Origin of the sequence: Heyndrickxia shackletonii (assembly GCF_001420715.1) — a bacterium.
Lineage (GTDB): Bacteria > Bacillota > Bacilli > Bacillales > Bacillaceae_C > Margalitia > Margalitia shackletonii.
Window position 1 is genome coordinate 2,350,567 of sequence record NZ_LJJC01000004.1, and the last position, 24,081, is coordinate 2,374,647.

The window sequence follows — 24,081 nt, forward strand, 5'->3', positions numbered from 1 at the left end:
ACTCCTTCCATCGTATTTAATTTGATAACATTCGAAAACGCAAAGTTCCAATTAATGTAGCAATGATTCCAATTCCTAATAATGTACAAAGTGGAATAATCAAGCTATCCCAAGAGGTTCCCGACATAATATTGGTAAAGCTATTTAATGCCCAAGAATTAGGTGCAACCATCGAGATTTTTTGTAAAGCCTGCGGAAATACCGAAATAGGAATCATAGAGCCTCCTAGCAGAGACAGTACTTGCACAAGCATTCCGCCTAATGAATCAGCCATCTTTTCTGTTTTCATAAAGGCGGCTACAATGATGGATAGTCCTGATACCGAAATACTGTACGCAATGGCAATTGCAATAATTTGGATAAAATCATTTCCCCAATTAACTTGTAAAACATAATGGGTTGCCCCCATAAAAATAAGGAATTGTATGAAAGTATACAAAAGGGTTCCTAAAAATTTTCCTGTCATGATGGACCCTTTACCCGTTGGGGAAATCATCATTCTCGATAAAGTGATATTTGCACGCTCTGTTAGGATAGATTTTCCTCCAACCATCGCATTATATAATAAAAACATTGCAGCCATTGCTGCCGCGTAATACTGAATGGAAGATACTTGTTTTTTCCCTACAGGTTTATCGTAAACATATTGATTTCCTTCTTTTGTTCCATTCATAAGTTTATTTGTTAATTCCGATCCAATTGCATTCAACTCATTAGCGGTCTTTCCTTCCGCTGCTAATTCAGAAATAATCAGTTTAGCAGATCCGGTTACAGCTATCGTTGTTTTTAAATAGGATTCGGTTAATTGCCGGACAAAATTTGCTTCAAAATCTTTTCCTGCAGCGACTTTAATAATCGCGACTTGTCGGTTTGACCCCCAATTATTAGGCAGCACTATACCAACGTCCGCTTTCTTATCTTGGATCAATTGGTTGAGTTCCTTTTGCGATTCCACCTTTTTTACTTTTATTGATTTTTTTAATTTTTTACCCTGTAGAACTTTCTGAACAAATTGATTGCTTATGTGATTCACATCTTGTTGGTATACAGCGATTGTTGTTTTTGGTAAAGAGGATGAGTCTCCCATCACTCCTTTTAAAGCAGAACCTAGAATAACGGTCAGGATGATGGGCATCAGAATCATCATGATTATTGCCTTCCGATCCTTAAAACGAATGGAAAAATCTTTTATGGCTATTGCTATGCTTTTCATTTGCTTCACTCCTAATCCCTTAATGTCCTGCCGGTTAATTGTAAAAATAAAGATTCTAAATTTGGTTCTTTTATTTGCATCGATTGGATGGAAATGTTTTGTTTAAGACTTAGTGATATCACTTCCGATAAAACCGTATTTTTATCGGAAAGGATGATTTCAATGATCCCATCCTCTCTCATATTTGCATTTTCTATGCCGTCAATACTCTCCAGTTGGATTAAAAAGTCCACACATGGATTGTCAACGGTTAGTTCCAAAATATGTCCTCCAGCCAAGCGATTGCAAAGCTCTGTCTTATCGCCAATTGCAATCAGTTTCCCATAATCAATAATCGCAATCCGTTTGCACAAGTATTCTACTTCTTCCATGTAGTGACTTGTATAAATAATGGTCATTCCAGCTTCATTTAATCGTTTAACGGTTTCTAATATGTGATTTCTTGACTGTGGATCAATCCCTACAGTAGGTTCATCCATAATGAGAAGCTCCGGCTCATGCATGAGAGCAGCTCCTATATTGATTCGGCGTTTCATCCCACCGGAAAAGGTTTCGATTTTATCCTTTGCCCGATCCTTTAGACCAACGATTTCAAGCACTTCGTATGCTCTTTGCTTTACTGTTTTGCCTGTTAAACCGTACATTTTTCCCCAAAAAACTAAGTTATCGTATGCGGACATAGTTGGGTATAGAGCAATATCTTGAGGTACTACCCCAATTTTTTCACGAATTTTCATTGGCTTTTTCTTTACGGATAATCCATCTACCTGAATTTCCCCTTCATCATATGGAATCAGTCCGCAAATCATGGAAATAGTCGTTGACTTTCCAGCACCATTTGGACCAAGCAGCCCGAACGCTTCCCCCTTTTGTACTTCAAATGATACATCTTTGACTACATGGTGATCTTTAAAGCTTTTTTTAATATTTGATATCGTTAGCATTTGTTTTTCCTCCTGACTATTATCTTCCTCTTCTTAAATCTGTTTTTATTTTAAATGGAAGGAGGTTTCGTTCCATCACTCTGCAGATAGATTTTGGCGCATAAAAAAACGGCACATGGCGTGCCGTTCTTCATATTCCAATATGCCAAAAGTCATATCGAAAAAGTCGTGATCCCATAACGTACGGCAAAAATAGCCGCTTGCGTTCGATCCCTTATCGTTAATTTTTGTATGATGTTGGAGACGTGATTTTTGACTGTACCTTCCGTAATATACAATGTGTTAGCGATCTCTTTATTGTTTAACCCAAGACCTAATAGTTTTAGCACTTCTAATTCACGCTCTGTTAATTCCTTGATAAGGCTCGGTATTTCTTCTGTCTTATCATTCGCTGAATTTGTCTTTCGTTTCTCTGCTAATACTTGATTGGTGAAATCTTTTGGCAGAACCACTCCGCCATGGTATACGGTCATGATCGATTGAACAATCGTATCGGTTGACATATCCTTCAACAAATAGCCGCTGGCTCCCTCTTGCAAGGCATCATAGATCAGCTCGCTATCATTAAAGGTTGTAAGCATTAATACTTTGATATCAGGCAGCTTTTCACGTAACACTCTTGTTCCTTCTACCCCATTCATATTTGGCATACGAATATCCATTAATATTAAATCAGGCCGTTTTTCAAGGGCCACATTCAATGCCTCGAGCCCATCACTTGCCATACCCACTACCTCTATTTCCGGCCGTAAATTTAAAAGGGTACCAAGACCTTCCCGGATAAGAGGCTGGTCGTCCACTATGATTATCTTAATCATCTTTTTACCTCCGTAGAACTCCACTGCAACTGTTTTAGCGGGATGGATATATTGATATAAAACCCTTCCCCAACTTTACCTTCAAAATGTATTTCTCCGCCATGCTCTTGAATACGTTCCTTCATATTAATTAACCCAAAACTTGGCACAACATTTTTGGTCCCTTGGCCATTATCGAAAATCTCCATCGAAACATTATTTTGGGAGATTTGTATGGTAACTTTATAAAATGTTGCTAATCCATGCCGTTTAGCATTCGTTAGAGACTCCTGGATCACCCTTTTTATCGTAGGCTGAAGAGACGATGATATAAGTTTTGGATCACCTACAATATTCAAGTTGGTTTCCAAACCGGATGCAGTTGAAAAATTAGATAACATCGATCTAAGCGATGGAACGAATGAAAGCTGTTCGGACTTTTCGTCTCGCAGCGTTCTGACAGATAAACGAATTTCTTCTAAGGAGTTTCTCGTTAATTTTTCACAAACATCAAGAACCTCCTCTCCCTTTGGCACATCTATTTTCAAGAGTTCCTTTGCTAATTGGATTTGTACTAATAATGCTGTCATATTATGACCAACCGTGTCATGAATTTCGCGCGCTATTCGGTTTCGTTCTTGAATGACGGTTAAATCCTCTACCTGCTTTGAATATTCGCTTAATTGTTGATGTGCTTTCCGAAGTTCCTCATGAGAATCGTTCAATTGTGTGAATTGGGTCGAGATGGTTTCTCTTGCATTGATTAAATTCCGAATTAAGCTTCCTACAATAGCACAAAATACAACGAACATGAAGTTTAAAATATTATCTCCGATGGAAAACGTCTGTGTGAAGATATATTTTTCATAGCTTATTAGGATCCATATTATAAAAAAGATAACAGAAAACAAGACTAGTATCTTTTTGTGTTGCATAACTAGAAAAATAGAAGTAGCTATTACACCGAAGAATATTAAATAAATTAAGCTTTCTTCTTTAATAAATAAAAAACCAAATCCCGCACTTAAAATAAAATCAATAGAAAAAGATAACAATCGAACAGATATTTTCTCGGTAGAAAATTGAATAAAATGATTCACGATATATATAATCATAGCTGCAATAATGTATATTCGTTTAAACGAATTATTGTCACTAATAAAGGTAAAATAACTGCTGCTTAAAAGTAAAAACATGAAAATCCTTGTCAATGATAATGATAAAAACGAACCCTTTTTCAACTCTTATCCCCGCTCACTAAATATGTATTGGTGCAATTTATCAGTAGTAAATTTTCCATTAATCCCCATACAAGTATGGAAATACCGGATAATTTCTTCCGTATGTAAACCTAATTCCATTAATCCCCGTGAAATTATTTTTAAATAAGATGCAGGCGGAAGGGTGAATTTTTCATCATTCATTGGATTTGGGTTTGTAAATGTAAACATAGGTGCCTTGTCCATATAGCCTAAAAAAAGGATTCTTCCATACCAACTCTTATTTATATCTTGATAGCCATTTTCTATTACTTTATGTAAATCAATTGATAGTTTGTCTTGATTATTTTCTTGTGCCACGACATCTTCAAATTGTTCATCTGTGATTAAATACATTCTGCCAATTGTTTTCCAAGCGGAAAGCTTGTCGTGACTAATAAAAGCTACTCCGCCTTCTCCCCACTTGCTCCTTTCTTTTGAAAAATATAACGGGTACATTAGATCTACTTTTTCATCCGCTTCAGGTGGTGTTTGATCTCTACACCCTTTTTCAATCTTTACCGAACCTTCAGGCTTTCCTCCTTGGATATAACACATAAATCTATCTTTACAAAGATTGGATCCATAGCTAACATACCAAACATTCATTTCTATCACTCCCATCTAGTAATAGAAACATATTCAATAAAAATAGTAAAAAATCCTCCAATAAATCGAAAAAGGATCACGTGGAAGTGAACGTGATCCTTTTAGGGATGAATTATATAAATGTCCCTATACAGCCTGCAACGATTCCTAGCACCATCACACTCATCGTTAAAAACGCAATCGTTTTCTTTGAGAATGCTTTGCGGACCATAATGATCGATGGAATACTAATGACAGGTAAAGTTATTAATAAAGCTGCAGCAGGACCGTGTCCAAGTCCTAGTGCCAGTACAGCTTGAATAATGGCAATTTCCGCTGCTGTCGGAATGACGAATAATGTACCAATAATGGCAAAGGCAATGATAAGCCAAAATGAATGAATGGCATGACCATTCAGCGTTGGGTAAACCCAAGAAATAAGAAGTCCCATGACGAAAACAGATAAAATATACAATGGAAGAATCGTAACTAGCATCTTCCCAAAGGTATAAATCCAGCGAACCAATAAAGGCTTTCCACTGAGTTTATCCTTTTTATTCATTTTTTCCATCATCGCGGGATCTGCAGCCTCATTTTTGGCTATCCGATTTGCCAAATAACTTACACCGAACACTAAGATAATTCCAAGAATTAGTCTTAAAATCGTAAATTTCCAACCCAAAACAAACACCATAAAAATAAGAACAGCTGGATTTAGTGCTGTATTCCCAAACCAGAAGGCAATAGCTGCACCTACTGAACTAGAGCATTTTCTTAAGCCGGAAACAACTGGAGCGGCACAGCATGTACACATCATTGCTGGCAACGCTAATAACCCTCCGCTAACAGAACCTAGGAAGCCTGTTTTTCCGAGAACGCGAGTCAGCCATTCGCGCGGAACGATTACCTGCATAAGAGAAGCGACAATAGTCGCCACTAATAAAGCTTTCCAGATTGCTAAAAAGTAAGTAATAGAATAATTCCAAGCTGACTTTACTACCTCCGAGAAATTCCCACCTGTCATTCCTGCTAAAAGCGAAGTACCGATATTATGTTCTTTGGAGGCTAAAATGGGTTTATGAAAATATGGATTCCATTTAGCCCAATATAAACCAACAGCAAAAACGATTAAAAACACTGCAAAACCTAACCATTTTTTGCTAACCGATTGATTATGAGTAATGCCCGATTGCACTTGAATTCCTCCTATAAAATGTAAAAACTATATTTCTTCAACCTTTAAATTCTATCAAACCAATAAATCGGGGTCAAATTCCATCATATTAGTAATTCTAAAAAATCCCTATTCGTTCCTCTAATCGTTTAAAAAATCTTATTTACCAAATTATTTTCTATTCTCTTATTCTTGAAATCTTATTATAATATTTTTGTAACGTAATAGTAACAAGAGAGGAGAACTACATGAATAAATCTCGACTGCGTAACTCTTTTGTGGGAATAGCGTTGTCTGCAACGATGTTGTCGACTTCCTTTATTGGAAATGCTTCTGCTGAAGCATCAACTAATTCCTCGAAGTTTAATATGTCCTATTTATTTTTCGGGACAAAAAGTTCTTATTTTAATCAGGTTGCCGCAACGAAAGGATCTCTAAATGCCGTTGCTCCCAATTATTTTGAGATATCCACGAATGGCAATCTTATTCTTACGTCAAAATTTGATCCAACCTTTATCGATGAAATGCACCGTCAAGGTTTAAAAGTAATTCCTTATTTAAGCAATAATTGGGATCGGACTATTGGACGTGCTGGGCTTGCTAATCGCAAGCAATTAATAAAACAATTGGTAGATAAAATTAATCAATACAATTTAGACGGAGTAGACATAGATATAGAAGGTTTAACAGAGGCAGATCGCACAAATTTCACCGATTTTGTTACAAAATTAAACAAGCAAATTCCTGACAAAGAAGTATCTATTGCTGTAGCGGCCAATCCTAACAGCTGGACAAAAGGCTGGCAAGGAATGTACGACTATAATGCGCTCTCCCTTAACAGTGACTATTTAATGATAATGGCATATGATGAAAATTGGGATGGGGATACTTCTAATGGACCTGTAGCAGGACTTCCATGGGTAGAGAAATCCATACAGTATGCACTGAATCAAGGAGTAGCCTCAGACAAAATTGTTTTGGGCATTCCTTTATACGGTCGAATTTGGAAAACAGACGGCCCAACTTCTAATGGAACGAAAGTAAATGGAACCGGAGTTTCTCATAAATTAATAAATGATATAATCCAAGCCTATAATGGAAAAGTAGATTATGACACAACGGAGCAATGTCCTAAAGTAACCTTTACTATTAAGGCAACTGATCCAACGACAAAAGTTGGAGGTGTTGAATTAACGGCAGGCAATTATATCCTTTGGTACGACAATCAAGAATCTATAACAAAGAAAATTCAATTAGTAAGTAAATACAACCTAAAAGGGACAGGAAGCTGGAGTTTAAATCAGGAAGATACAGCAATGTGGAATTATTTTCGTAATGTATTGGACCAAAGTCCAGGAGCAAGTCCTAATGGAAATCAAGAGACAACTGACCAGCCGCAAACGAGCATAACGTATCAAGTGGTAAGTGGTGATACTCTCACGAAAATTGCAAAACAATATAATATTACCGTACAAGAATTGAAAACAGCCAATAACTTAACATCAGATGTTATTAAAGTGGGACAAGTACTGGTAATTCCTGTGACAAGTGAACCTATTCAAATGATACCAAGCAAACCGGGGAATCCTTCTGATCCGAAAAAAAATCAGACACCACCGAAAACGCAAACGCCTGTGAAGCCGGTACCGCCAAAAACCATTACAAAAACGATAACGAAAACAGTCAAAAAGACCGTTAAATATAAAGTGGTACGAGGGGATTCTCTATCGAAAATTGCGAATAAATACAAAATAACGTTTTCTGCTATTATGAAAGATAACAAACTAAAATCAAGTAAGCTTCGTATCGGTCAAATTTTAACCATACACTATAAAACTACGATTAAAACAACCGTTAAAGTACCTGCACCAACGACTAAATCAAGTACTAATGCAAAACCAATAATAAAGACTACTGATGTGACACCGAAAACCATTAAATATAAGGTTGTTCGCGGTGATTCTCTATCAAAAATTGCCATGAAATATAAAGTATCTATAACACAAATCAAGAAGACCAACCATTTAAAATCGAATACGCTTCGAATTGGACAACTATTGTCTATTGTAAAGTAGCTTTATAAAAAATAATCCTTTTCGAAAAAAACGTCTCTCAAAAAATGGTGAGACTTTTTTTCATCACGGACTATTCTACTGTAACTGATAAGGAATTAATCGTTACGGATGGAGATCCAACATGATAAAATGGGAAAATTAAATCAGATCCAACCTCATGTATGTTATTTAGCAGTTCATAGAAATTTCCTGCGATCGTCATCAAGTTAACCGGTGAATCCACTTTTCCCTTTCTTATATAAAAACCATTTGCTGCAACAGAAAAATCGCCAGAAATTAGGTTTGTACCTGAATGTAATCCTGATAGTTCAGTGATGAGCACGCCTTCATCAATAGAACTTAATAGTTCATCAAAACCTTTGGATGAAGGTTGAATATAAAAATTAGAAGGTCCTACAGATAAAGCACTTTTATAAGATTGCTTCGAAGCATGCCCTGTTGTAAAAGTGTTATCCTTTTTCGCAGTTTTTTGATTATGAAGCAAAGATTTAAGTACACCATTTTCAACAACTGCCAACTTTCTTGATGCTACGCCTTCCCCATCAAACGTTCTGCTTGCCAAACCACTTTCCAATAATGGATTATCTATTATCGAAACGTTGGAATGTGCAATCTTTTCACCAATTTTTCCGTTTAATAAGGATTTACCCGCTTGCGTATTTTCCGCAGAAAATACAGTAGAAAATGTAGCCAACAACTGGGCAGCTGCATCATTTCTTAGTAATATTTTGTAGTCTTTGTTTTCAATGGTTTTCGCACCTAAAAATGAGAGCGATTCTTCTGCTGCTTCTTTTGCGATTTGTTTTGGATCAAGTGATGCAAAATCCTTAGTTGTAAAAAATTTATAAGCGGTTTTTGTTTCTTCTCCGTCTCTTGCAATGGCATTGATCATAAAAAATACATAGTTTTGTTTATCATGCAAAGAAAGTCCTTTACTATTGGAAAGTGCACGGGTAGTATTGACACTTTTTATGCTGCAAGAATCCGTACCAATAATACGCGGATCGTATTGTAAAATTTCCTTTTCGACCTCTTTCATAAATTGAATCTTTTCTGAAATGGATACCCTTTCTAACTCATCCGAAAAGAAATCTTTATAATTATTATATATTACTCTGTTTCAATGTCTTCCTATTTTTGCTTGATTTTACCTCCGTCTTGAGAAGGAGGAACACAGATTCTTTTTTCCTTTTCTTTTGTTAAAACTATTACAAATACGTTTGACAATGAATAAGTCACAAAAAAAGAACATCTTATTCGATGTCCTTTAATTTCCGATAACTGCCGCCAAAGTATAGAAGCGGGTCACCTTCATTTATAGCAATATCTGTTACTTTTCCGATAAACAACATATGGTCCCCTGCTTTCACCATATCTTGCACTTCACATGCTATGGTGGTCAAGGCATTTTTTAAAACCGGCTGTCCATCTAACCGATCATATTCTACCTTTTCTTTCCCGTCCATTTGATCTGCAAATATCATGGAGTAATCTGTTTGTTCTTCTTTTAAAAAGCTTACAGCGTATTTTTTCGTTTTTTGCATAATATCGTACATGCTTGCTTTTTTATCTATGGAAACAACTACTAACATCGGATCAAGTGAAACAGACATAAAGGCATTAACAGTCATGCCATGTATTTCACCTTCCGATTCTGTTGTGACAATGGTTATTCCCGTTGCAAAATTCCCCATAGCATTGCGAAAGACTCTTGAATCCATTATAATACCTCTCTCCCTTATTAAAGGCAGTTTTCGAAAAAAGTATTGCTTTTTTGTGAATCCTTATATAGACTTAATTTTTCGTTTTAAAAACATGCCTCATGAATAAAACTATACAATTCTTTTGAAAACAATGTCAAAAAAATCGTACTGATATCATCATTTTAGAAAGAGATAGTAAAGAAATGGCAGTAGCCGATTTATGGCTTTTTAACCTCGAATCCTCCCTTTAATTTAACTTCTCCGTTTTCATTTTTTACAAAAATTTTGCCGATCCATCTCCTTTCTCCGTCTACGCTTTTTTCATCATCAATTATTCCTTCGATGGACAATTTTTCGCCTGGTCTGGTCATAGCCGAAAAGCGCACTTTGAAAGCTCTTAAATTTTGTCTTGGAAACCATTTTGTTAATGCTTCCCCTGCCATCCCCATGACAAGCATTCCATGTGCGATCACTCCGCCTAAACCTGCCTCTTCTCCAATGGGTACAACTGTATGTATAGGATTAAAATCTCCGGATGCCCCGGCATATCGAACGAGCTGCGTATGCGTAATGGTATCTTTTTGCAACGTTTCTAATTCGCTCATTTTTTCACCTCATTTATTATTGCTGATTTTTGAATGGATAGATAAAATCCAAAAACGATTTTAACTTTAAGAAAAGAGCTTTTATTCATTTCTTTCAATAATATTGCTTCGAGCTATTAATACAATTTTTCCATCACGTGAAAATTGATTTTCAATTGTAATGAAGTTCATTCGTCTTTTTTCAATATGAGAAATTACTTTAGCTGTACAGCTAATCTCATCACCCGCACAAATATCATCGAAATATTCATATTCCTGTTCTCCATGCAAAACCTTTAATGGGTTCAATTCCAGTTCGCGAATTAATGTTTCAAAATCTAACCCGCTCCACATTTCTATGACAGTTGGAAATGTAGGTGGGATAGGAATATCCCGAAAGCCTTGTTCTTTCGCTGCTCCGACATCATAATATAAAGGATTTTCATCTCCGATAGCCATAGCAAATTCTTTTATTTTCCCACGTTCGACAGTAAATGAACGAACCTTAAAGGTTTTTCCTGTTTTATTACTTTTCTCCATGGTTTCTCCCTTCTTAATTGAAAATATAAGTAATTTAATTATAACACTTTTCTACTTTTCCTAAAATTACAACAACAAGAAACACATGTGATTAAAGACAAAGTTGGGCATGATTTAAGTAAGAAGATCGGGTTAAAAAAACTTAAAAACTAATTAACTAAAAATCAATTAAAATAGTTTACATTTTCGAATTACATGAATACAATGTAAATATACTAATTTTCCCTAAGGAAACTTTTTTGTTGAAGGTTTACTTTTGAGTAGGGAGGAAACAAAAATTGAGCGATAAAACATTACCGCGTAAATATATACCAAAAACGAATAAAACAACTTCCAATGCAAGAGCAGTGCTCAGAGGCGAAGTTTCAGGCATTAAAAGAATCCTTCCTTTTCTAGGACCGGCGTTTATTGCGGCTGTTGCCTATATTGATCCCGGTAATTTTGCTACTAACATAACTGCTGGTTCTAAATACGGGTATCTTTTACTTTGGGTGATTGCAGTATCGAATTTAATGGCGGTACTTATTCAATCTCTTTCAGCAAAATTAGGGATTGCTACTCAGAAAAATCTTCCTGAAATTGCAAGAGAAAGATTTTCTAAAGGAGCCTCCATCTTCTTATGGATTCAAAGTGAGCTTGTTATCATTGCAACGGATTTAGCGGAATTTATTGGTGCAGCCCTGGGACTATATTTATTATTTGATATTCCGATGGTTCCAGCTGCTTTAATCACTGCTGTCGGCTCCTTTGCAATTTTAGAGCTGCAGCGAAGAGGTTACCGTTCCTTAGAAGCAGGAATTGCTGCAATGGTCTTAATCGTTGTATTGGCATTTGCCTTACAAACCTTTTTGGCTAGACCCGATTTGGGTGAAGTTGCGAAAGGACTTGTGCTTCCGAAATTTCAAGGTGTTGATAGTATTTTACTCGGTGCAGGTATTCTGGGAGCAACTGTTATGCCTCATGCAATTTACTTGCATTCATCTTTAACACAAAATCGAATTGTTGGGAGAAATGACCGCGAGAAGAAACAAATTTTTAAATTTGAGTTTTTTGATATCGTGATTGCCATGATTATTGCCGGTGCCATTAATATGAGTATGCTAGTGGTATCAGCAGCCTTATTTCACAAGCACGGGTTAGTGGTAGAAGATTTGAATGTTGCATATGATCAATTTAAACATTATGTTGGTCCGGTCGCTTCCATATCTTTTGGACTTGGACTCTTAATTGCAGGGCTTTCAAGCTCTTCTGTTGGTACTATGTCCGGAGATGTTGTAATGCAAGGATTTATTAATAGGCATATCAATCTTTATCTGCGAAGAGCGATCACCATGATTCCGCCATTAGCCATCATTATACTGGGTGTGAATCCAACTAGTGCATTAGTTATCAGCCAAGTCATTCTGTCATTTGGGATTGCTTTTGCATTAATACCTTTAATTATTTTTACAAGTAATAAAAAAATTATGGGTGCTCTTGTAAATCATCGGATTACAACTATCATTGGCTGGATTGTTGCGGGATTGGTAGTAGCATTGAACATATTTCTTCTTATTGAAACGATATTTTAAAAAGGAAAGTTGTGATGACATGTGTGCTTCACAACTTTTTTTTGTTTAGCGTTTCGCGGGATTATTGTAAAAATTGGCGGGATAATGCTTGGAATTCGCGGGATTATGTCTAGATTTCGCTGAATTATTGTTCAAACTGACTGAATTATCTCCTCATTTGCCTGAATTCCAAATTATTCGTTTTGCTAAAGATCCTTTATAGCAAATCTTGCCAAGCATAATAAAAAAACAGGCCGCTGCATAAACAGACCTGCTTCTAACTTTTATCATTTTGAAAGGACCTTAACGAAAGGTTCCCCCATTTCTTTTGATCTTTCAACTGTAGCTTTTACTGCTTCTATTATTGCTTTATTGCCGCCAAAAGCCTCGAGAGCTTCCAATCCTTTTGCCGTAGGTCCATTAGGAGCAGCAACATTTTTAATAAGTTCTGCAAAAGATTCCTCTTGTTCAAGAACCATTTTAGCCGAGCCAAAGACTGTTTGAGCAATTGCATAGCGAGCTATGGATTTTGGTAATCCCTCTTCGACAGCCGCTTGCTCCATTTGTTCCATTAATGCATAAAAGAAAGCAGGTGCACTGCCGGCAATTCCCGTAAATATATCCATATGTTTTTCTTCGATTTGGTATACTTCACCAATACCTCTGAAAATTTCCATTGCGAGAGCAACAGAATCTTTTGATGTGTAAGCACCTGCGGATAATGCAGTTGCAGACTCTCCGACCATACTGGATGTATTCGGCATGACTCGAATCATTTGCGGCTGTCCACCAAGGCATTCCTCCATATAACTGGTATTTACACTAGTAACGACAGATATAATTACTTGGTCTGATGTTACTTTATTTTTAATGGAAAGTAATGCTTGTTCTAAATGCTTAGGTTGCATTGCCAATACGATGATATCGGCTTTTTCGATTTCAACATTATCTATATTAATATGGTATTTATTTCGTAAATCTAATAGTCTCTCTTTATTATGATGATTTTGAACAAATATATGGGGAGCAGGAATAATCTGTTTATTTATGATGCCTGATATTATAGCTTCTGCCATTGGCCCTGCTCCTAAAAAAGCGATGCTTTGGTTCAAGGTCATTTTTAATCCCTCTATCCATCTATTTTTATACAACGTTTACTATCATAACACGTTAAATTAAATAGATAAATAGAATAAGACTAACCATTTATTTTGGATTGTTAATTTATAGGAGTCAAATATTTTTCAATGTCCTTTTCAATTTTCAAAGGATTTATATTCGGCGCGTATCTTGCAACCACCTCGCCTTGACGGTTGATTAAAAATTTGGTGAAGTTCCATTTTATTTTTTTGGTTCCTAAAAATCCTGCTGCATGTGACGTTAAATATTGATAGATAGGATGTGCATTTTCTCCATTTACCTCTATCTTTTCAAACATTGGAAAGGAAACATTATAGTTAAGGGTGCAAAATTGGGCAATTTCCTCATTGCTTCCTGGATCTTGCTCCCCAAATTGATTACATGGAAAGCCGAGTATTTCAAATTCTTTGTTTTTATACTTTTGATATAATGTTTCCAAGTCTTTAAATTGTTTTGTGAATCCGCATTTACTGGCAGTATTTACAATAAGCAGAACTTTATTTTTGTAGTTAGTCATTGAAACTTCTTCGCCATTTATTAATCGTGCTGAATGATAGTAAAAACTCATTGGTAACCCCTCTTTTCTTTAATAGATATTTCTAAATATATGATTAAACACTATAAACAAATATACCTTTTTATTTACTATAAATAAAAACAGGAGAATCCTTAAAGGATTTCTCCGTCTATACTTCATTATCATAGGGGTATAAAATATGATTCGCGTATATCGTACCAGGTACATTTTCATCTTCTAAAGCTTCCATATACTCTTGTAATTCAATTTATAATTCTTCTGGTGCTCCATATTTTAGATGCCAATTTCCCGGTTCACCCACAAAATAAGGACTATCCATAAATGTCGGTATTCTTCTTGTCATTTTACCGCCTCCAATTATGAAATTTAAAAAGTTTGTCACAAACTGGCGACTTCTTGAAAAGGGAAATGAATATTATTCAAGAATATTTAATGTAATGTTAAACTATATCATTCCATCATTTTAGGGGGGGAAATTCAGATGGATCAATCATATGTTAACTGGAATGGTCATCATGTTAAACTAACTTGGCTTCCAAATAGGATGCCCAACGTTGCATTAGTGACAAGTGTGCACGGATATTGTTTTCTGGATGAAAAAATTATGTTGGTTAAGATTGATAATCGCGGCTTCAATATGCCGGGCGGACATATCGAAGGAAATGAAACACCTGAACAGGCCTTTCATCGTGAAGCCTATGAGGAGGGCTATGTAAAGGGAGAAATAAAATATTTAGGTACAATAGAAGTAAACCATTCAGATAATCCTCTTTTTGATCCAAATGGAATATACCCTTTAATCGGATATCAATTGTTTTATCGTATGGAAATTACAGAGTGCTTGCCATTTTTGCGAAAAAATGAATCTCTAGCTCGTATTTGGGTGGAACCGGACCAAATCTCTTATATCATCGATGACCATCCACTTACGTTAAAAATATTAGAAACAGCGTTAAAGATAAAATAAAGAGGGAATCCATTTTTTCTTTGATTCCCTCTTGCAAATACTTTTCATCTAAAAGAGAAACTTTTAAAATAAGGAAGTATAACGAAAGGAGCAGTAAGCATGAGTAATATTTGGATACCAATCCTCAGTATAATGGTAGTTATCTATATTGTCATCGGAACGATATTATTTCGATTTTTTAAGAAAAGCAAAAAGAATACATAATACGTTTTTAAACTAGCCCTTCTACCCTTTCACACCTGTTAAAGCAATCCCTTCTACAATTCTTTTTTGGAAAAAGAGAAAGACGATGATCATTGGGATTACAGCCATTGTACTCATACACATAATGAGGTTCCATTTTATCCCGCCTGCATCTGCAGTCGAAAATAAGGAAATCCCAACAGGAAGGGTACGCATATTATCGGTAGCGGTGATAATAACCGGCCATAAATAAGCATTCCAATTTCCTAAAAAAGTTATGATTCCTAAAGCCGATAATGCAGGTTTTACTTGTGGAAGGGCGATTCGCCACCAAATCTTAAATTCCCCCATTCCGTCAATCCTTGCCGCATCTAAAATATCATCGGGAACACCGAGCATGAATTGTCTTATTAAGAAAATCCCAAACGCTTCAATCAAGCCGGGAAACATAATCCCCCAAAAAGTATCTACCCAGCCAAAATCACTCCCCATCATATACCAGGGAATGACCAGCATCTCTGTTGGAATCATTAGTGTACTTAGAATTAAAATAAAGACAACTTTTGCTCCGGGAAAACGGTGCTTCGCTAAAACATAACCAACTAAAGAATTAAAAATAAGGCAGCTGATAGTAACGATTATTGCTACGACAATACTGTTCCAGTACCAGCGCAAGAATTCGGTTTCTTTAAAAATATATTCGTAGCCTGACCAATCAATTTTCTTTGGAAGAAAGGTAAAATTATAAAAATCAGAGATGCTTTTTAAAGATGACAGGATCATCCATACAAATGGAAATGCAACGATAATGACTCCAGCTATAAGAAAAAGATGAATAATGACAGCCCCGATGTCCTTCTTCTTCCTTTGCATAAAAACACCTCCTAATATTCATAGCTTTTATTTAAAATTCTTAACTGTATTAACGTTACGAGTAAAATAATGATAAATAAAACAACTGTAATGGCGGAAGCATACTCCATATTAAAATCAGTAAAGGCGTTCTTATACATGTATACCACGATACTTAAAGTACTATTTAATGGTCCTCCTGCATTAGCGGCGCTTCCCCCGGTTAGATTTTGAATTTGCGTAAAGGATTGCAAGGATTGAATAACCCCTGTTACTGCTAAAAATACAATCGTCGGATTTAATAATGGAAATGTAATTTTCCAAAACATTTTCCATTTGCTTGCCCCGTCGATTTGTGCCGCTTCATAAAAATGCTTAGGAACCGCCTCAAGTCCAGCCATAAAAATCAGCATACTGAATCCCATCGCCTGCCAAATCATTACAGCACTCACAGATAAAAGTGATTCACTTGGATCTCCGAGAAATCCTTGGGGAGGGATATGAAGCCAAGTTAATATCTGATTAAACACTCCGGTATTTTGGTCATACATCAGTCTCCATACCCAGCTGACTGCAACGATGGAAGTAATATATGGCAAAAAATAAATCATTCGATACAGCCACCGAAAACGCCTAACCCGCCCAATCCCTAATGCGATAATTAACCCAAAAGCCATCTGCAGGGGAACGGTGACAATAACATACAAACCTGTGTTCAAGACAGACTTCCAAAAAACAGGATCCTGTAAAAGTTGTTTGTAATTATCCAATGTACCGCTTGAATGATCCTGGGTCATGAAAGAGAGTGAAAATGCATAAAGAGTTGGAAAAATTCGAATGGATAAAAAGAAAAGCAATGGAATCGTTAAAAAGGCATAAGCAGTTAGCGTTCTTCTAGTATGTAATTTCATAGGCTGCCGCTTATTATGAACGGTGGTGGAATTCATCTCCTTGTCCCCCTTATTGGAAAACGCACCGTCTGGTGAAAAAGGTTCAGACGGTGCTAAAATCCTTATTTATAATATTGATCACGAATATCTTGTTGCTGCTTCACTAAATCTTCAAATGTTTTATCGAATGGCGCTTTTTTAAGCAGGATGGATTCAACTGCATTATTGATGGAGTCTCTTTCCTTTGCCTCATCCACGAAAAGTGTCGCATGCGCATCCGCCAATCCCTCCACAAATGGGCCGTAAATAGGATCATTTTTAATGGTGGCATCGTCTGAAAAAGATGCTGCGGCAGGCAGTTCCCCTACTTTATCCAGCCATTCCTTTTGTGTATCCTCGGAAATCAAAAATTTTAAAAACTTTTCTGCGGCTTTTAATTTTTCTCCTGACAACCCTTTTGCTAGACTATTAGTCCAATAGGAGCCAAAGTTAGATTTTACTCCTCCTTCTTCTTTAACAGGCAAGGTAGTAACGCCCCAGTCGAACTTTGCTGCTTCTTTTGTAGCAGCAACACTGAAGGATCCATCAATCATCATTCCAGCTTTGCCCGCTTTAAACGCAGTATTATAATCCGTCAGGAAATTACGATCCCCTATTTTTTCTTCCTTCGTCATATTAATCCAATATTTAAATGCCTCTAAACCCTCTGGTGAGCTATTCCATTGAACTGTTTTCCCTTCATCACTAAATGGTGTTACCCCCCATTGACGCAGCATTACTTCTTCAAAGGTATGGTACCCTTGACCATTCACATCCCAAGCAAAACCTTCCTGCTCATATTGCCCATTAGCTTTCATTTTGGTCATTTGTTTTGCCATTGTAATCAGTTCATCCCATGTTTTTGGCGGTTTCTCAGGATCTAGACCTGCTGCTTTAAACATATCTTTATTCCAAAATAAAGCAAGAGATCGTACCGCTACGGGCAATCCATAATATTTTCCATCTATTTTTGAAGCTTGAATCATAGGAATATAGTAGGATTCAATATCTTGTGCACTCATGAAGTCTTCTGGAATGGGTTGAATATAGCCTTTTTGCTGATATTGAGGAAGCCAGCCATAGTAGAGATTCATAATATCCGGACCTTTTTTGGCATTTACTGCTGCCGCAATTTTTTGATTGTATTGATCATATGGGAAATCCTGTGCTACAACTTTAATGTTCGGATTTTCCGCTTCAAACTTTTTGATTAAATCTTTGATAATATCTACTTTTTGTGGGAAGGTGTACTGCCAATACGTAATGGTTATCTTGCCTGATTTAGAGCCATCTTCTTTGCCGCATGCACTTGTTAGCAACAGCACGCTGATGACTAAGGTAATAAAAATCATATACTTTCTTTTCTTCATATAAGTTCCCCCTCATCAAGCTGTCTATAAAACTTCCGATAAATTGATTGACATGTTTAGCCATTGTCTAGTTCGAGCGCCTTTCGGCTAGCGGATGGGCCAGATGCTTCCGCTTTTCTTATTAATCTGTTTTCGTCCATTTATTCGTGATTTCATGCAATGATTCGCTGCAAGAGGATAGTTTATCAAATAATGTTTTTGTTTCTAAAAGCTGAGCTTTTATGTTATTTTTTCTGTTCTCTATCATTCGTTTTACTTCAGTTGGAGCCGGCCCTCCCGGTTGGGATCTTTTTTGTATAAATAGTTCGGGATTTATTGCATTTTCTACGAATTGGTTAGAAAGTTGAAGAGGTTTTCCAAGAATATGTATTGCTGCTTCCTCTAAATGTTTGTCTGTAATTTGAGAGGGTTGTAATTTGCGATTCATGCAAATGCGGACAAGTTTGCTGGCAATGGCATGCGATGATCGAAAAGGAATATTTACTTCACGTGTTAAGGCATCTGCCAATTCTGTTATCGTTGCAAAACTTTCCTTTGCACGCTCATATAAAGTATTTTTATTTACCTTGAGAGTACCGATAACAACTGTCGATAATGCATATACATCCTTAGCCGTTTTGTGGCATTTCCAGATAAAAGGCTGCAAGTCATCTTCTGTATCATTAATATCCCCGAACGGAGTATTATGAATCATTTGCAACACTGTCTCGGCAACCCCGACTCCGCTCGAACTAAGGGCACGAATATGTTCTAAAGACACTGGATTTCGCTTTTGAGGCATAATGGAACTGATTTGCACATATGGATCAGCGACGCTTATGGCAGAAAACTCCTGTGTGGACCAAAGCAACAAATCTTGGGCAACCCTCCCTAAACTAATAAGTGCTACTTTAATCGCGCATGCTGCTTCACATAAGTAGTCGGCCCCAGCAATTGCGTCATATGAATTCTCTACTAGCCCATCAAATCCTAAAAGCTCTGCAACACGATAACGATTAATAGGAAACCCTGTGGTTGTTAAGGCAGCTGCTCCAAGCGGGCTTTTATTACACGTTTTATAAGCATTGAAAAGCCTTTTAACATCACGATTGACAAAGTCATAGACGGCTAGTAAATAATGGGCAAAAGTCATGGGCTGTGCTTGCTGAGTATGCGTATACCCTAGCATTAATGTATCTAAATGCTCCTCGGCAACGTCAAGTAAGGTTTGTTGGAAGTTTTGTGCGGATTGAATAGTTTGAAGTATATGCTGCCTTAATGTCATGCGGTAAATAGCGACACCTAAATCGTTTCGGCTCCGTGCCAAATGAAGACTGCCCCCAATTTCACCTGCATGACGAATAATTTCACTTTCAATCAGAAAAAATAAGTCTTCATATTCTCCATCGTAAGAGGTATTTTTGATTGTTTCGATATCCATCTGACTGATAGCATCGAGAATGGTTGCCCCTTCTTTTTGGGTCAATAAGTGTTGTTCTACCAACATAACTAAATGGGCTCGATTAATTTCTAACATTGGTTCTAACAATTGCTTTTTTGCATTTTCAAATGCTGGTTCCAATACGACTTCCGCGTACGTTATCCCAGGAAATTTAAAGCCTTCCTGTTTCATTATTTTTTCTATTCTATGCAAGCTTTCCTCTCCTTCTTTACATTAGATATGAAATAAACGAACTTGGTAAAAGTTTATTAAATCATTCCTCACATTAGACATGGTTTTTTCGAATACCTAAACATTAATAGGTATACTTGTCCATCAAGGAAGGCCAAATCGTAAAAAACCGGAACTAAGCAAAAACTAGTTCCGGTTTCAGGTTTTATTCGTATGCAATTAGTGCACCAAGCATCCATAAATGTTTTTCAAATTTTGCTTGAAGTTCATTTAGTAAGTCAACAGTTGGTTCATCTTTCACTTCTTCCGCTAGTTTAACACCGGTGTTTTTCATTTCATCCACCATTTGACGGTAATCCTTGATCAATTGTGAAATCATTTCATTTTCTTTGTCATCAGCTGTTGCCTCTACAAGAGTAGTTTCCTCTAAATATTTACTCATTGTTGCGAGCGGTTTTCCGCCGATGGACAAGATTCTTTCAGCTATCTCATCTAGATCGTCTGCCATTTCATTGTATAAATTCTCAAATAATTGGTGCAGTGAGTAGAAATGTCTGCCTTGGACAAACCAGTGATATCGATGCAATTTAACATACATAATATTAAAATTAGATAGTTCTTGGTTTAAAAAATTGATAAGCTTTTGATTTGACATGTAATACCTTACCTTTCAAGTTTTTTCTTATTTTTTGAAAGGCGCTGGCTTTTATACATGAAAAATTAATATTCGATTTCATCATAATCTTTTGGCTGTGGTAATGGTTCGGATGGCATATTCTTTAATGCTCTTTCTTCTAAAGATTGATTATCTTTGTTGCCCTTCTGGGAAGCTCTATTTGTCTCCGTTTTCTTATTCATCTTTTTACACCTCGTTTTTTTATCATTACACAAGTTTGGCTAGTCATTCGCCCGCAAGCGGGATTTCTCAGTCAACATCGGCTTGTCCCTCGCCTTGGTTCCTTGTGTCGAAGACTTCGAAATCCACAGGCTTGAGCTGCAGTGCTTCACTTTTCTTATCTAGCAATAACCTTATTTAAAAACTGTAAAAGCCTCGGGTTATTGGAGTGATCAAATACTTCATCAGGTGTCCCATTCTCCATCACAATACCTTGGTCCATGAAGATGACTTGGTCAGCAACATCATGAGCGAATTTCATCTCATGCGTTACAATTACCATTGTCATCCCTTCCTTAGCAAGATCCTTCATAACTTTTAAAACCTCGCCAACTAGTTCTGGGTCCAAGGCTGATGTAGGTTCATCAAATAGGAGTACTTCCGGGTCCATGGCCATCGCCCGGGCAATCCCAATCCGCTGCTGCTGCCCTCCGGAAAGTTGATGGGGATACATATCCCCGCGATCCTTTAGACCAACCTTTTCCAACAAGGTAAGGGCTTTTTTTCGAGCCTCTTCCTTTGACCTTTTCAGCACAACGATTTGTCCTTCCATAATATTTTCGATTGCAGTTAAATGAGGGAATAAGTTGTACCCTTGAAATACCATCCCTGTTTGCTTTCGAAATGTCATCATTTCCCTGGTTTTTAATTTAGTGGAGGGAATAAATTCGATTTTCTTTGTACCCAATGTGATTTTTCCGCTATCCGGTATTTCTAATAGATTTAAACAACGGAGTAAGGTTGTTTTCCCCGACCCAGAGGGACCTATAATAACAGCAGTTTTTCCTTTTTCAAGTGTTACATCAATACCTTTTAACACTTCAAGGTCATCAAATTTTTTATAGAGCTTTTCAATTGTAATCATGATGTTTCCTCCATTATTTTGCTATGCTACGATTATACCGTTTTTCAAGCGCCGATTGTGCATAGGATAGCACAGTGCTAAATATTAAATAAATAAAAGCGACTTCAATATATAACCATAATGGTTCATAGGTTGCAGCGGCAATTTGCTGTCCTTTTTGAAACATTTCTGTTACGGTTATCGTTGCTGCCAAGGAGGTATCCTTAACCAAACTTATAAACGAATTGCCTAATGGAGGAACAGAAACCCGCATTGCTTGCGGCAATACAATTCGTTTCATTGCTTGCGATTTTGTCATCCCTATTGAGAATGCAGCTTCCCATTGGCCTTTAGGAATCGAAAGAATGGAAGCTCTAAATATTTCGGAAGCATAGGCACCGACATTCAATGTAAATCCAATGATTGCCGCTGGAAAGGGGTTTAATGTGATTCCGATACTAGGAAAACCATAAAACAAAATGAATAATTGAACAATTAATGGTGTTCCACGGAATATCCATACATAAAAACGAGCAATGTAATCCACTATTTTAATGTCAGATATTCTTGCCAATGCGGTTAAAAAGGCTAATATCAGACCTAAAACAAAAGTGATGAGGGTTAATGGAATGGTAAAGTATAACCCTGCTTGTAATATAGGAAAAAAGGAATCGCGCAGGATCCCTATAATATGTTCTGAACGGTCACTAGTAAACATTGTCTTTTATCCTTTACTTCGATACATCTGTACCAAACCATTTTTTTGAAATCTTTAAATACGAGCCATCCTTTTTCATATCTGCAAGAGCTTTATTAACCGCATCTACTAGATCTTTATTGCCTTTTCGGAATAAAAAGGCATTACTTGTTGCTTTTTTTTCCTCGTATACTTCTTTAATCGGTAAATCCGGACGATGCTTCTTCAAATCGAGATAAGAAAGGCTGTCATTTATCGTTGCATCAATCCGTCGGGAAGTTATAAGATCAACGGCTTGGTTAAAGCCGTCTACGACCGTATTTGTTGCACCGTGATCTTCTGCAATTTTTCGATAATTACTATCCAAAGATTGCCCAACCTTTTTCCCTTTTAAATCATCTAATGATTTGATGGTGTTGTTATCTTTGCGAACAATCAACACAGCTTTTGAAACAATGTACGGATCAGACATATCGTATTTTTTTAATCGATCAGGTCTTACTGCTACTTCGTTGGCGACCAAGTCATATCGTTTAGCATCTAAGCCCGCTATCATTCCGTCCCACTTGGTTTCAATGTACTTAGGTTTGATATTTAATCTTTTAAACACTTCATTTGCAATGTCAATATCAAATCCAGTCAGCTTTCCAGTACTGTCATGATACGTAAAAGGGGCATATGTTCCTTCCGTCCCTATCGTAATAACTCCTTTTTTTTGGATATTTTGGTAAAGAGTATTTTTACCATCCTTATCACTTCCTGTATTGCGATTGGAAGTACCACAAGCTGTTAACAATAGGAATAAAACCGAGAATAGGATGATGAGTGTATATTTTTTCAAAATGATTCCCCCAATATTTTAATCATCGTTTCTTTTTTTATCATCTCCACGGTTTTTCAAATGTATGCAAATAGGACAATGTTTCAAATATGCGGAATTTCTTCACCATCTTAAGGATTGTACATATATTAATTCAAGGAGGTGGTGAAGATGAATCTTCAGTATTTCTACGCAATCCTTTCCGGGTTTGCTTTAATTATCCTTCCATCATTGGTTACAACATCCATCATACCTGCAACTTTAGCAACGGTTTTAATGGTAGTTGGTGCAATTATCGTCATTCTTTTCTCCGTTGTTTTAATTGTAAAAGCTTTAATAGTCCTCTTTGGAAATCGTCTTAAATAATAAGGATAAATGAATGTTAGAAGTATTGGAGCAAATTACGTTAACATAATATTATTATGTAACACTATTTTCACTCCTTTTTTACATTAAAAAAGAGGAATGAAGGTATGAACCTTATTCCTCTCAGACTGTAGACAAACTCGATGAAGATCGAGCTTGCCTACAGTCTTTTTTGTTTTAAAATATAAATAGAAATAATACTTGGGGTGATGAAGATGCTTTCAAAACATAATTCCATTCAACGTGATCAAGTAGAAATGATCGCTTTAGACCAGTTGGTTCCCGAAAATCATTTAGTCCGAAAAATGGAGGCAGCGATTGATTTCTCTTTCATTTATGATTTAGTGGAAGAAACATATTCCGCAGTTGGACGCCCAAGTATTGATCCCGTGATCTTGATTAAACTTACCTTTATTCAATATACATCCGGTTGGGATCTTT

The 24,081-nt window shown here is 36.5% G+C and carries 26 protein-coding genes; 5 read left to right on the forward strand and 21 right to left on the reverse strand.

Annotated features, from left to right (window positions below; genetic code table 11):
• Positions 1-16 precede the first annotated feature (16 nt).
• The 6 genes from AN964_RS11175 to AN964_RS11200 form a co-directional block, all read right to left on the reverse strand.
• A complete protein-coding gene (locus AN964_RS11175; RefSeq protein WP_055739751.1) occupies positions 17-1,213 on the reverse strand; it encodes an ABC transporter permease in 1,197 nt (398 codons plus the stop codon).
• 11 nt (positions 1,214-1,224) lie between these two features.
• Complete coding sequence (locus tag AN964_RS11180; protein WP_055739752.1) at positions 1,225-2,157, reverse strand: ABC transporter ATP-binding protein; 933 nt, start codon at positions 2,155-2,157, stop codon at positions 1,225-1,227.
• 152 nt (positions 2,158-2,309) lie between these two features.
• Positions 2,310-2,975 carry a response regulator gene (locus AN964_RS11185; protein WP_055739753.1) on the reverse strand — a complete coding sequence of 222 codons (666 nt, stop codon included), beginning with the start codon at positions 2,973-2,975 and terminating at the stop codon, positions 2,310-2,312.
• Positions 2,972-4,195, reverse strand: a complete 1,224-nt coding sequence (locus tag AN964_RS11190) for a sensor histidine kinase (protein WP_055739754.1) — start codon at positions 4,193-4,195, stop codon at positions 2,972-2,974. Before AN964_RS11190 ends, AN964_RS11185 begins: the two co-directional genes overlap by 4 nt.
• A gap of 3 nt (positions 4,196-4,198) precedes the next feature.
• The gene (locus tag AN964_RS11195) at positions 4,199-4,822 is read right to left on the reverse strand and encodes a hypothetical protein (RefSeq protein WP_055739755.1); all 624 of its coding nucleotides are present in this window, start codon (positions 4,820-4,822) and stop codon (positions 4,199-4,201) included.
• A 112-nt stretch (positions 4,823-4,934) separates the two neighbouring features.
• On the reverse strand, positions 4,935-5,996 hold the full coding sequence (locus AN964_RS11200; protein ID WP_244885870.1) for a permease: 1,062 nt from the start codon (positions 5,994-5,996) through the stop codon (positions 4,935-4,937).
• Positions 5,997-6,223: 227 nt separating this feature from the next.
• Here AN964_RS11200 and AN964_RS11205 point away from each other — a divergent pair, with 227 nt between their 5' ends.
• The gene (locus AN964_RS11205; protein ID WP_055739757.1) at positions 6,224-8,050 is read left to right on the forward strand and encodes a LysM peptidoglycan-binding domain-containing protein; all 1,827 of its coding nucleotides are present in this window, start codon (positions 6,224-6,226) and stop codon (positions 8,048-8,050) included.
• A 70-nt stretch (positions 8,051-8,120) separates the two neighbouring features.
• Here the strand turns inward: AN964_RS11205 and AN964_RS11210 are convergent, their stop codons facing one another.
• From AN964_RS11210 to AN964_RS11225, 4 genes are all read right to left on the reverse strand, one after another.
• Positions 8,121-9,161 carry a TldD/PmbA family protein gene (locus AN964_RS11210; protein WP_280513080.1) on the reverse strand — a complete coding sequence of 347 codons (1,041 nt, stop codon included), beginning with the start codon at positions 9,159-9,161 and terminating at the stop codon, positions 8,121-8,123.
• 142 nt (positions 9,162-9,303) lie between these two features.
• The gene (locus tag AN964_RS11215; RefSeq protein WP_055739759.1) at positions 9,304-9,771 is read right to left on the reverse strand and encodes a flavin reductase family protein; all 468 of its coding nucleotides are present in this window, start codon (positions 9,769-9,771) and stop codon (positions 9,304-9,306) included.
• 200 nt (positions 9,772-9,971) lie between these two features.
• A complete protein-coding gene (locus AN964_RS11220; RefSeq protein ID WP_055739760.1) occupies positions 9,972-10,358 on the reverse strand; it encodes a MaoC/PaaZ C-terminal domain-containing protein in 387 nt (128 codons plus the stop codon).
• An 81-nt stretch (positions 10,359-10,439) separates the two neighbouring features.
• Entirely contained in the window at positions 10,440-10,877 is a 438-nt protein-coding gene (locus tag AN964_RS11225; RefSeq protein WP_055739761.1) for a MaoC family dehydratase N-terminal domain-containing protein, read from the reverse strand.
• A gap of 308 nt (positions 10,878-11,185) precedes the next feature.
• On the opposite strand from AN964_RS11225, the gene AN964_RS11230 reads away from it, so the two are divergent.
• On the forward strand, positions 11,186-12,448 hold the full coding sequence (locus AN964_RS11230; RefSeq protein WP_244885887.1) for an Nramp family divalent metal transporter: 1,263 nt from the start codon (positions 11,186-11,188) through the stop codon (positions 12,446-12,448).
• A 266-nt stretch (positions 12,449-12,714) separates the two neighbouring features.
• On the opposite strand, the gene proC is transcribed toward AN964_RS11230, so the two are convergent.
• Entirely contained in the window at positions 12,715-13,545 is an 831-nt protein-coding gene (gene proC / locus AN964_RS11235; protein ID WP_055739763.1) for a pyrroline-5-carboxylate reductase, read from the reverse strand.
• Between the two features lie 101 nt (positions 13,546-13,646).
• The gene (locus AN964_RS11240; protein ID WP_055739764.1) at positions 13,647-14,135 is read right to left on the reverse strand and encodes a glutathione peroxidase; all 489 of its coding nucleotides are present in this window, start codon (positions 14,133-14,135) and stop codon (positions 13,647-13,649) included.
• Between the two features lie 451 nt (positions 14,136-14,586).
• Between AN964_RS11240 and AN964_RS11250 the strand changes: the two genes are divergently transcribed.
• Positions 14,587-15,072, forward strand: a complete 486-nt coding sequence (locus AN964_RS11250; RefSeq protein ID WP_055739765.1) for an NUDIX domain-containing protein — start codon at positions 14,587-14,589, stop codon at positions 15,070-15,072.
• A 225-nt stretch (positions 15,073-15,297) separates the two neighbouring features.
• On the opposite strand, the gene AN964_RS11255 is transcribed toward AN964_RS11250, so the two are convergent.
• The 9 genes from AN964_RS11255 to AN964_RS11290 form a co-directional block, all read right to left on the reverse strand.
• Positions 15,298-16,128, reverse strand: coding sequence for a carbohydrate ABC transporter permease (locus AN964_RS11255; RefSeq protein ID WP_055739766.1), 831 nt, complete (start codon positions 16,126-16,128; stop codon positions 15,298-15,300).
• 11 nt (positions 16,129-16,139) lie between these two features.
• Positions 16,140-17,054, reverse strand: a complete 915-nt coding sequence (locus tag AN964_RS11260) for a carbohydrate ABC transporter permease (protein ID WP_055739767.1) — start codon at positions 17,052-17,054, stop codon at positions 16,140-16,142.
• A gap of 65 nt (positions 17,055-17,119) precedes the next feature.
• Positions 17,120-18,406, reverse strand: a complete 1,287-nt coding sequence (locus AN964_RS11265) for an extracellular solute-binding protein (RefSeq protein WP_083489314.1) — start codon at positions 18,404-18,406, stop codon at positions 17,120-17,122.
• Positions 18,407-18,527: 121 nt separating this feature from the next.
• Entirely contained in the window at positions 18,528-20,018 is a 1,491-nt protein-coding gene (gene argH, locus AN964_RS11270) for an argininosuccinate lyase (RefSeq protein ID WP_437177116.1), read from the reverse strand.
• 205 nt (positions 20,019-20,223) lie between these two features.
• Positions 20,224-20,673: a Dps family protein gene (locus AN964_RS11275; protein ID WP_055739769.1), complete on the reverse strand. Its 450-nt coding sequence runs from the start codon at positions 20,671-20,673 to the stop codon at positions 20,224-20,226.
• 65 nt (positions 20,674-20,738) lie between these two features.
• A complete protein-coding gene (locus AN964_RS26675; RefSeq protein WP_163258566.1) occupies positions 20,739-20,876 on the reverse strand; it encodes a hypothetical protein in 138 nt (45 codons plus the stop codon).
• Positions 20,877-21,031: 155 nt separating this feature from the next.
• Positions 21,032-21,778: an amino acid ABC transporter ATP-binding protein gene (locus AN964_RS11280; protein ID WP_055739770.1), complete on the reverse strand. Its 747-nt coding sequence runs from the start codon at positions 21,776-21,778 to the stop codon at positions 21,032-21,034.
• 13 nt (positions 21,779-21,791) lie between these two features.
• Complete coding sequence (locus AN964_RS11285; RefSeq protein WP_055739771.1) at positions 21,792-22,475, reverse strand: amino acid ABC transporter permease; 684 nt, start codon at positions 22,473-22,475, stop codon at positions 21,792-21,794.
• Positions 22,476-22,488: 13 nt separating this feature from the next.
• Entirely contained in the window at positions 22,489-23,295 is an 807-nt protein-coding gene (locus AN964_RS11290) for an amino acid ABC transporter substrate-binding protein (protein WP_152982374.1), read from the reverse strand.
• 150 nt (positions 23,296-23,445) lie between these two features.
• On the opposite strand from AN964_RS11290, the gene AN964_RS11295 reads away from it, so the two are divergent.
• Together AN964_RS11295 and AN964_RS11300 are read left to right on the forward strand one after the other, a co-directional pair.
• On the forward strand, positions 23,446-23,640 hold the full coding sequence (locus AN964_RS11295; protein ID WP_055739773.1) for a hypothetical protein: 195 nt from the start codon (positions 23,446-23,448) through the stop codon (positions 23,638-23,640).
• A gap of 215 nt (positions 23,641-23,855) precedes the next feature.
• Positions 23,856-24,081 (forward strand): transposase (locus AN964_RS11300; RefSeq protein ID WP_083489315.1); only part of this gene is annotated, 226 nt, incomplete at its 3' end.

What these genes read in the sequence shown, in the direction of transcription:
- AN964_RS11250 (WP_055739765.1), top strand. Translation starts at nt 14,587, where the DNA reads ATGGATCAATCATATGTTAACTGGAATGGTCATCATGTTAAACTAACT.
- AN964_RS11260 (WP_055739767.1), bottom strand. Translation starts at nt 17,054, where the DNA reads ATGAATTCCACCACCGTTCATAATAAGCGGCAGCCTATGAAATTACAT.
- AN964_RS11180 (WP_055739752.1), bottom strand. Translation starts at nt 2,157, where the DNA reads ATGCTAACGATATCAAATATTAAAAAAAGCTTTAAAGATCACCATGTA.
- AN964_RS11215 (WP_055739759.1), bottom strand. Translation starts at nt 9,771, where the DNA reads ATGGATTCAAGAGTCTTTCGCAATGCTATGGGGAATTTTGCAACGGGA.
- AN964_RS11185 (WP_055739753.1), bottom strand. Translation starts at nt 2,975, where the DNA reads ATGATTAAGATAATCATAGTGGACGACCAGCCTCTTATCCGGGAAGGT.
- argH (WP_437177116.1), bottom strand. Translation starts at nt 20,018, where the DNA reads ATGAAACAGGAAGGCTTTAAATTTCCTGGGATAACGTACGCGGAAGTC.
- AN964_RS11285 (WP_055739771.1), bottom strand. Translation starts at nt 22,475, where the DNA reads ATGTTTACTAGTGACCGTTCAGAACATATTATAGGGATCCTGCGCGAT.
- AN964_RS11225 (WP_055739761.1), bottom strand. Translation starts at nt 10,877, where the DNA reads ATGGAGAAAAGTAATAAAACAGGAAAAACCTTTAAGGTTCGTTCATTT.
- proC (WP_055739763.1), bottom strand. Translation starts at nt 13,545, where the DNA reads ATGACCTTGAACCAAAGCATCGCTTTTTTAGGAGCAGGGCCAATGGCA.
- AN964_RS11240 (WP_055739764.1), bottom strand. Translation starts at nt 14,135, where the DNA reads ATGAGTTTTTACTATCATTCAGCACGATTAATAAATGGCGAAGAAGTT.
- AN964_RS11275 (WP_055739769.1), bottom strand. Translation starts at nt 20,673, where the DNA reads ATGTCAAATCAAAAGCTTATCAATTTTTTAAACCAAGAACTATCTAAT.
- AN964_RS11255 (WP_055739766.1), bottom strand. Translation starts at nt 16,128, where the DNA reads ATGCAAAGGAAGAAGAAGGACATCGGGGCTGTCATTATTCATCTTTTT.
- AN964_RS11295 (WP_055739773.1), top strand. Translation starts at nt 23,446, where the DNA reads ATGAATCTTCAGTATTTCTACGCAATCCTTTCCGGGTTTGCTTTAATT.
- AN964_RS11220 (WP_055739760.1), bottom strand. Translation starts at nt 10,358, where the DNA reads ATGAGCGAATTAGAAACGTTGCAAAAAGATACCATTACGCATACGCAG.
- AN964_RS11205 (WP_055739757.1), top strand. Translation starts at nt 6,224, where the DNA reads ATGAATAAATCTCGACTGCGTAACTCTTTTGTGGGAATAGCGTTGTCT.
- AN964_RS11175 (WP_055739751.1), bottom strand. Translation starts at nt 1,213, where the DNA reads ATGAAAAGCATAGCAATAGCCATAAAAGATTTTTCCATTCGTTTTAAG.
- AN964_RS26675 (WP_163258566.1), bottom strand. Translation starts at nt 20,876, where the DNA reads ATGAATAAGAAAACGGAGACAAATAGAGCTTCCCAGAAGGGCAACAAA.
- AN964_RS11265 (WP_083489314.1), bottom strand. Translation starts at nt 18,406, where the DNA reads ATGAAGAAAAGAAAGTATATGATTTTTATTACCTTAGTCATCAGCGTG.
- AN964_RS11280 (WP_055739770.1), bottom strand. Translation starts at nt 21,778, where the DNA reads ATGATTACAATTGAAAAGCTCTATAAAAAATTTGATGACCTTGAAGTG.
- AN964_RS11195 (WP_055739755.1), bottom strand. Translation starts at nt 4,822, where the DNA reads ATGAATGTTTGGTATGTTAGCTATGGATCCAATCTTTGTAAAGATAGA.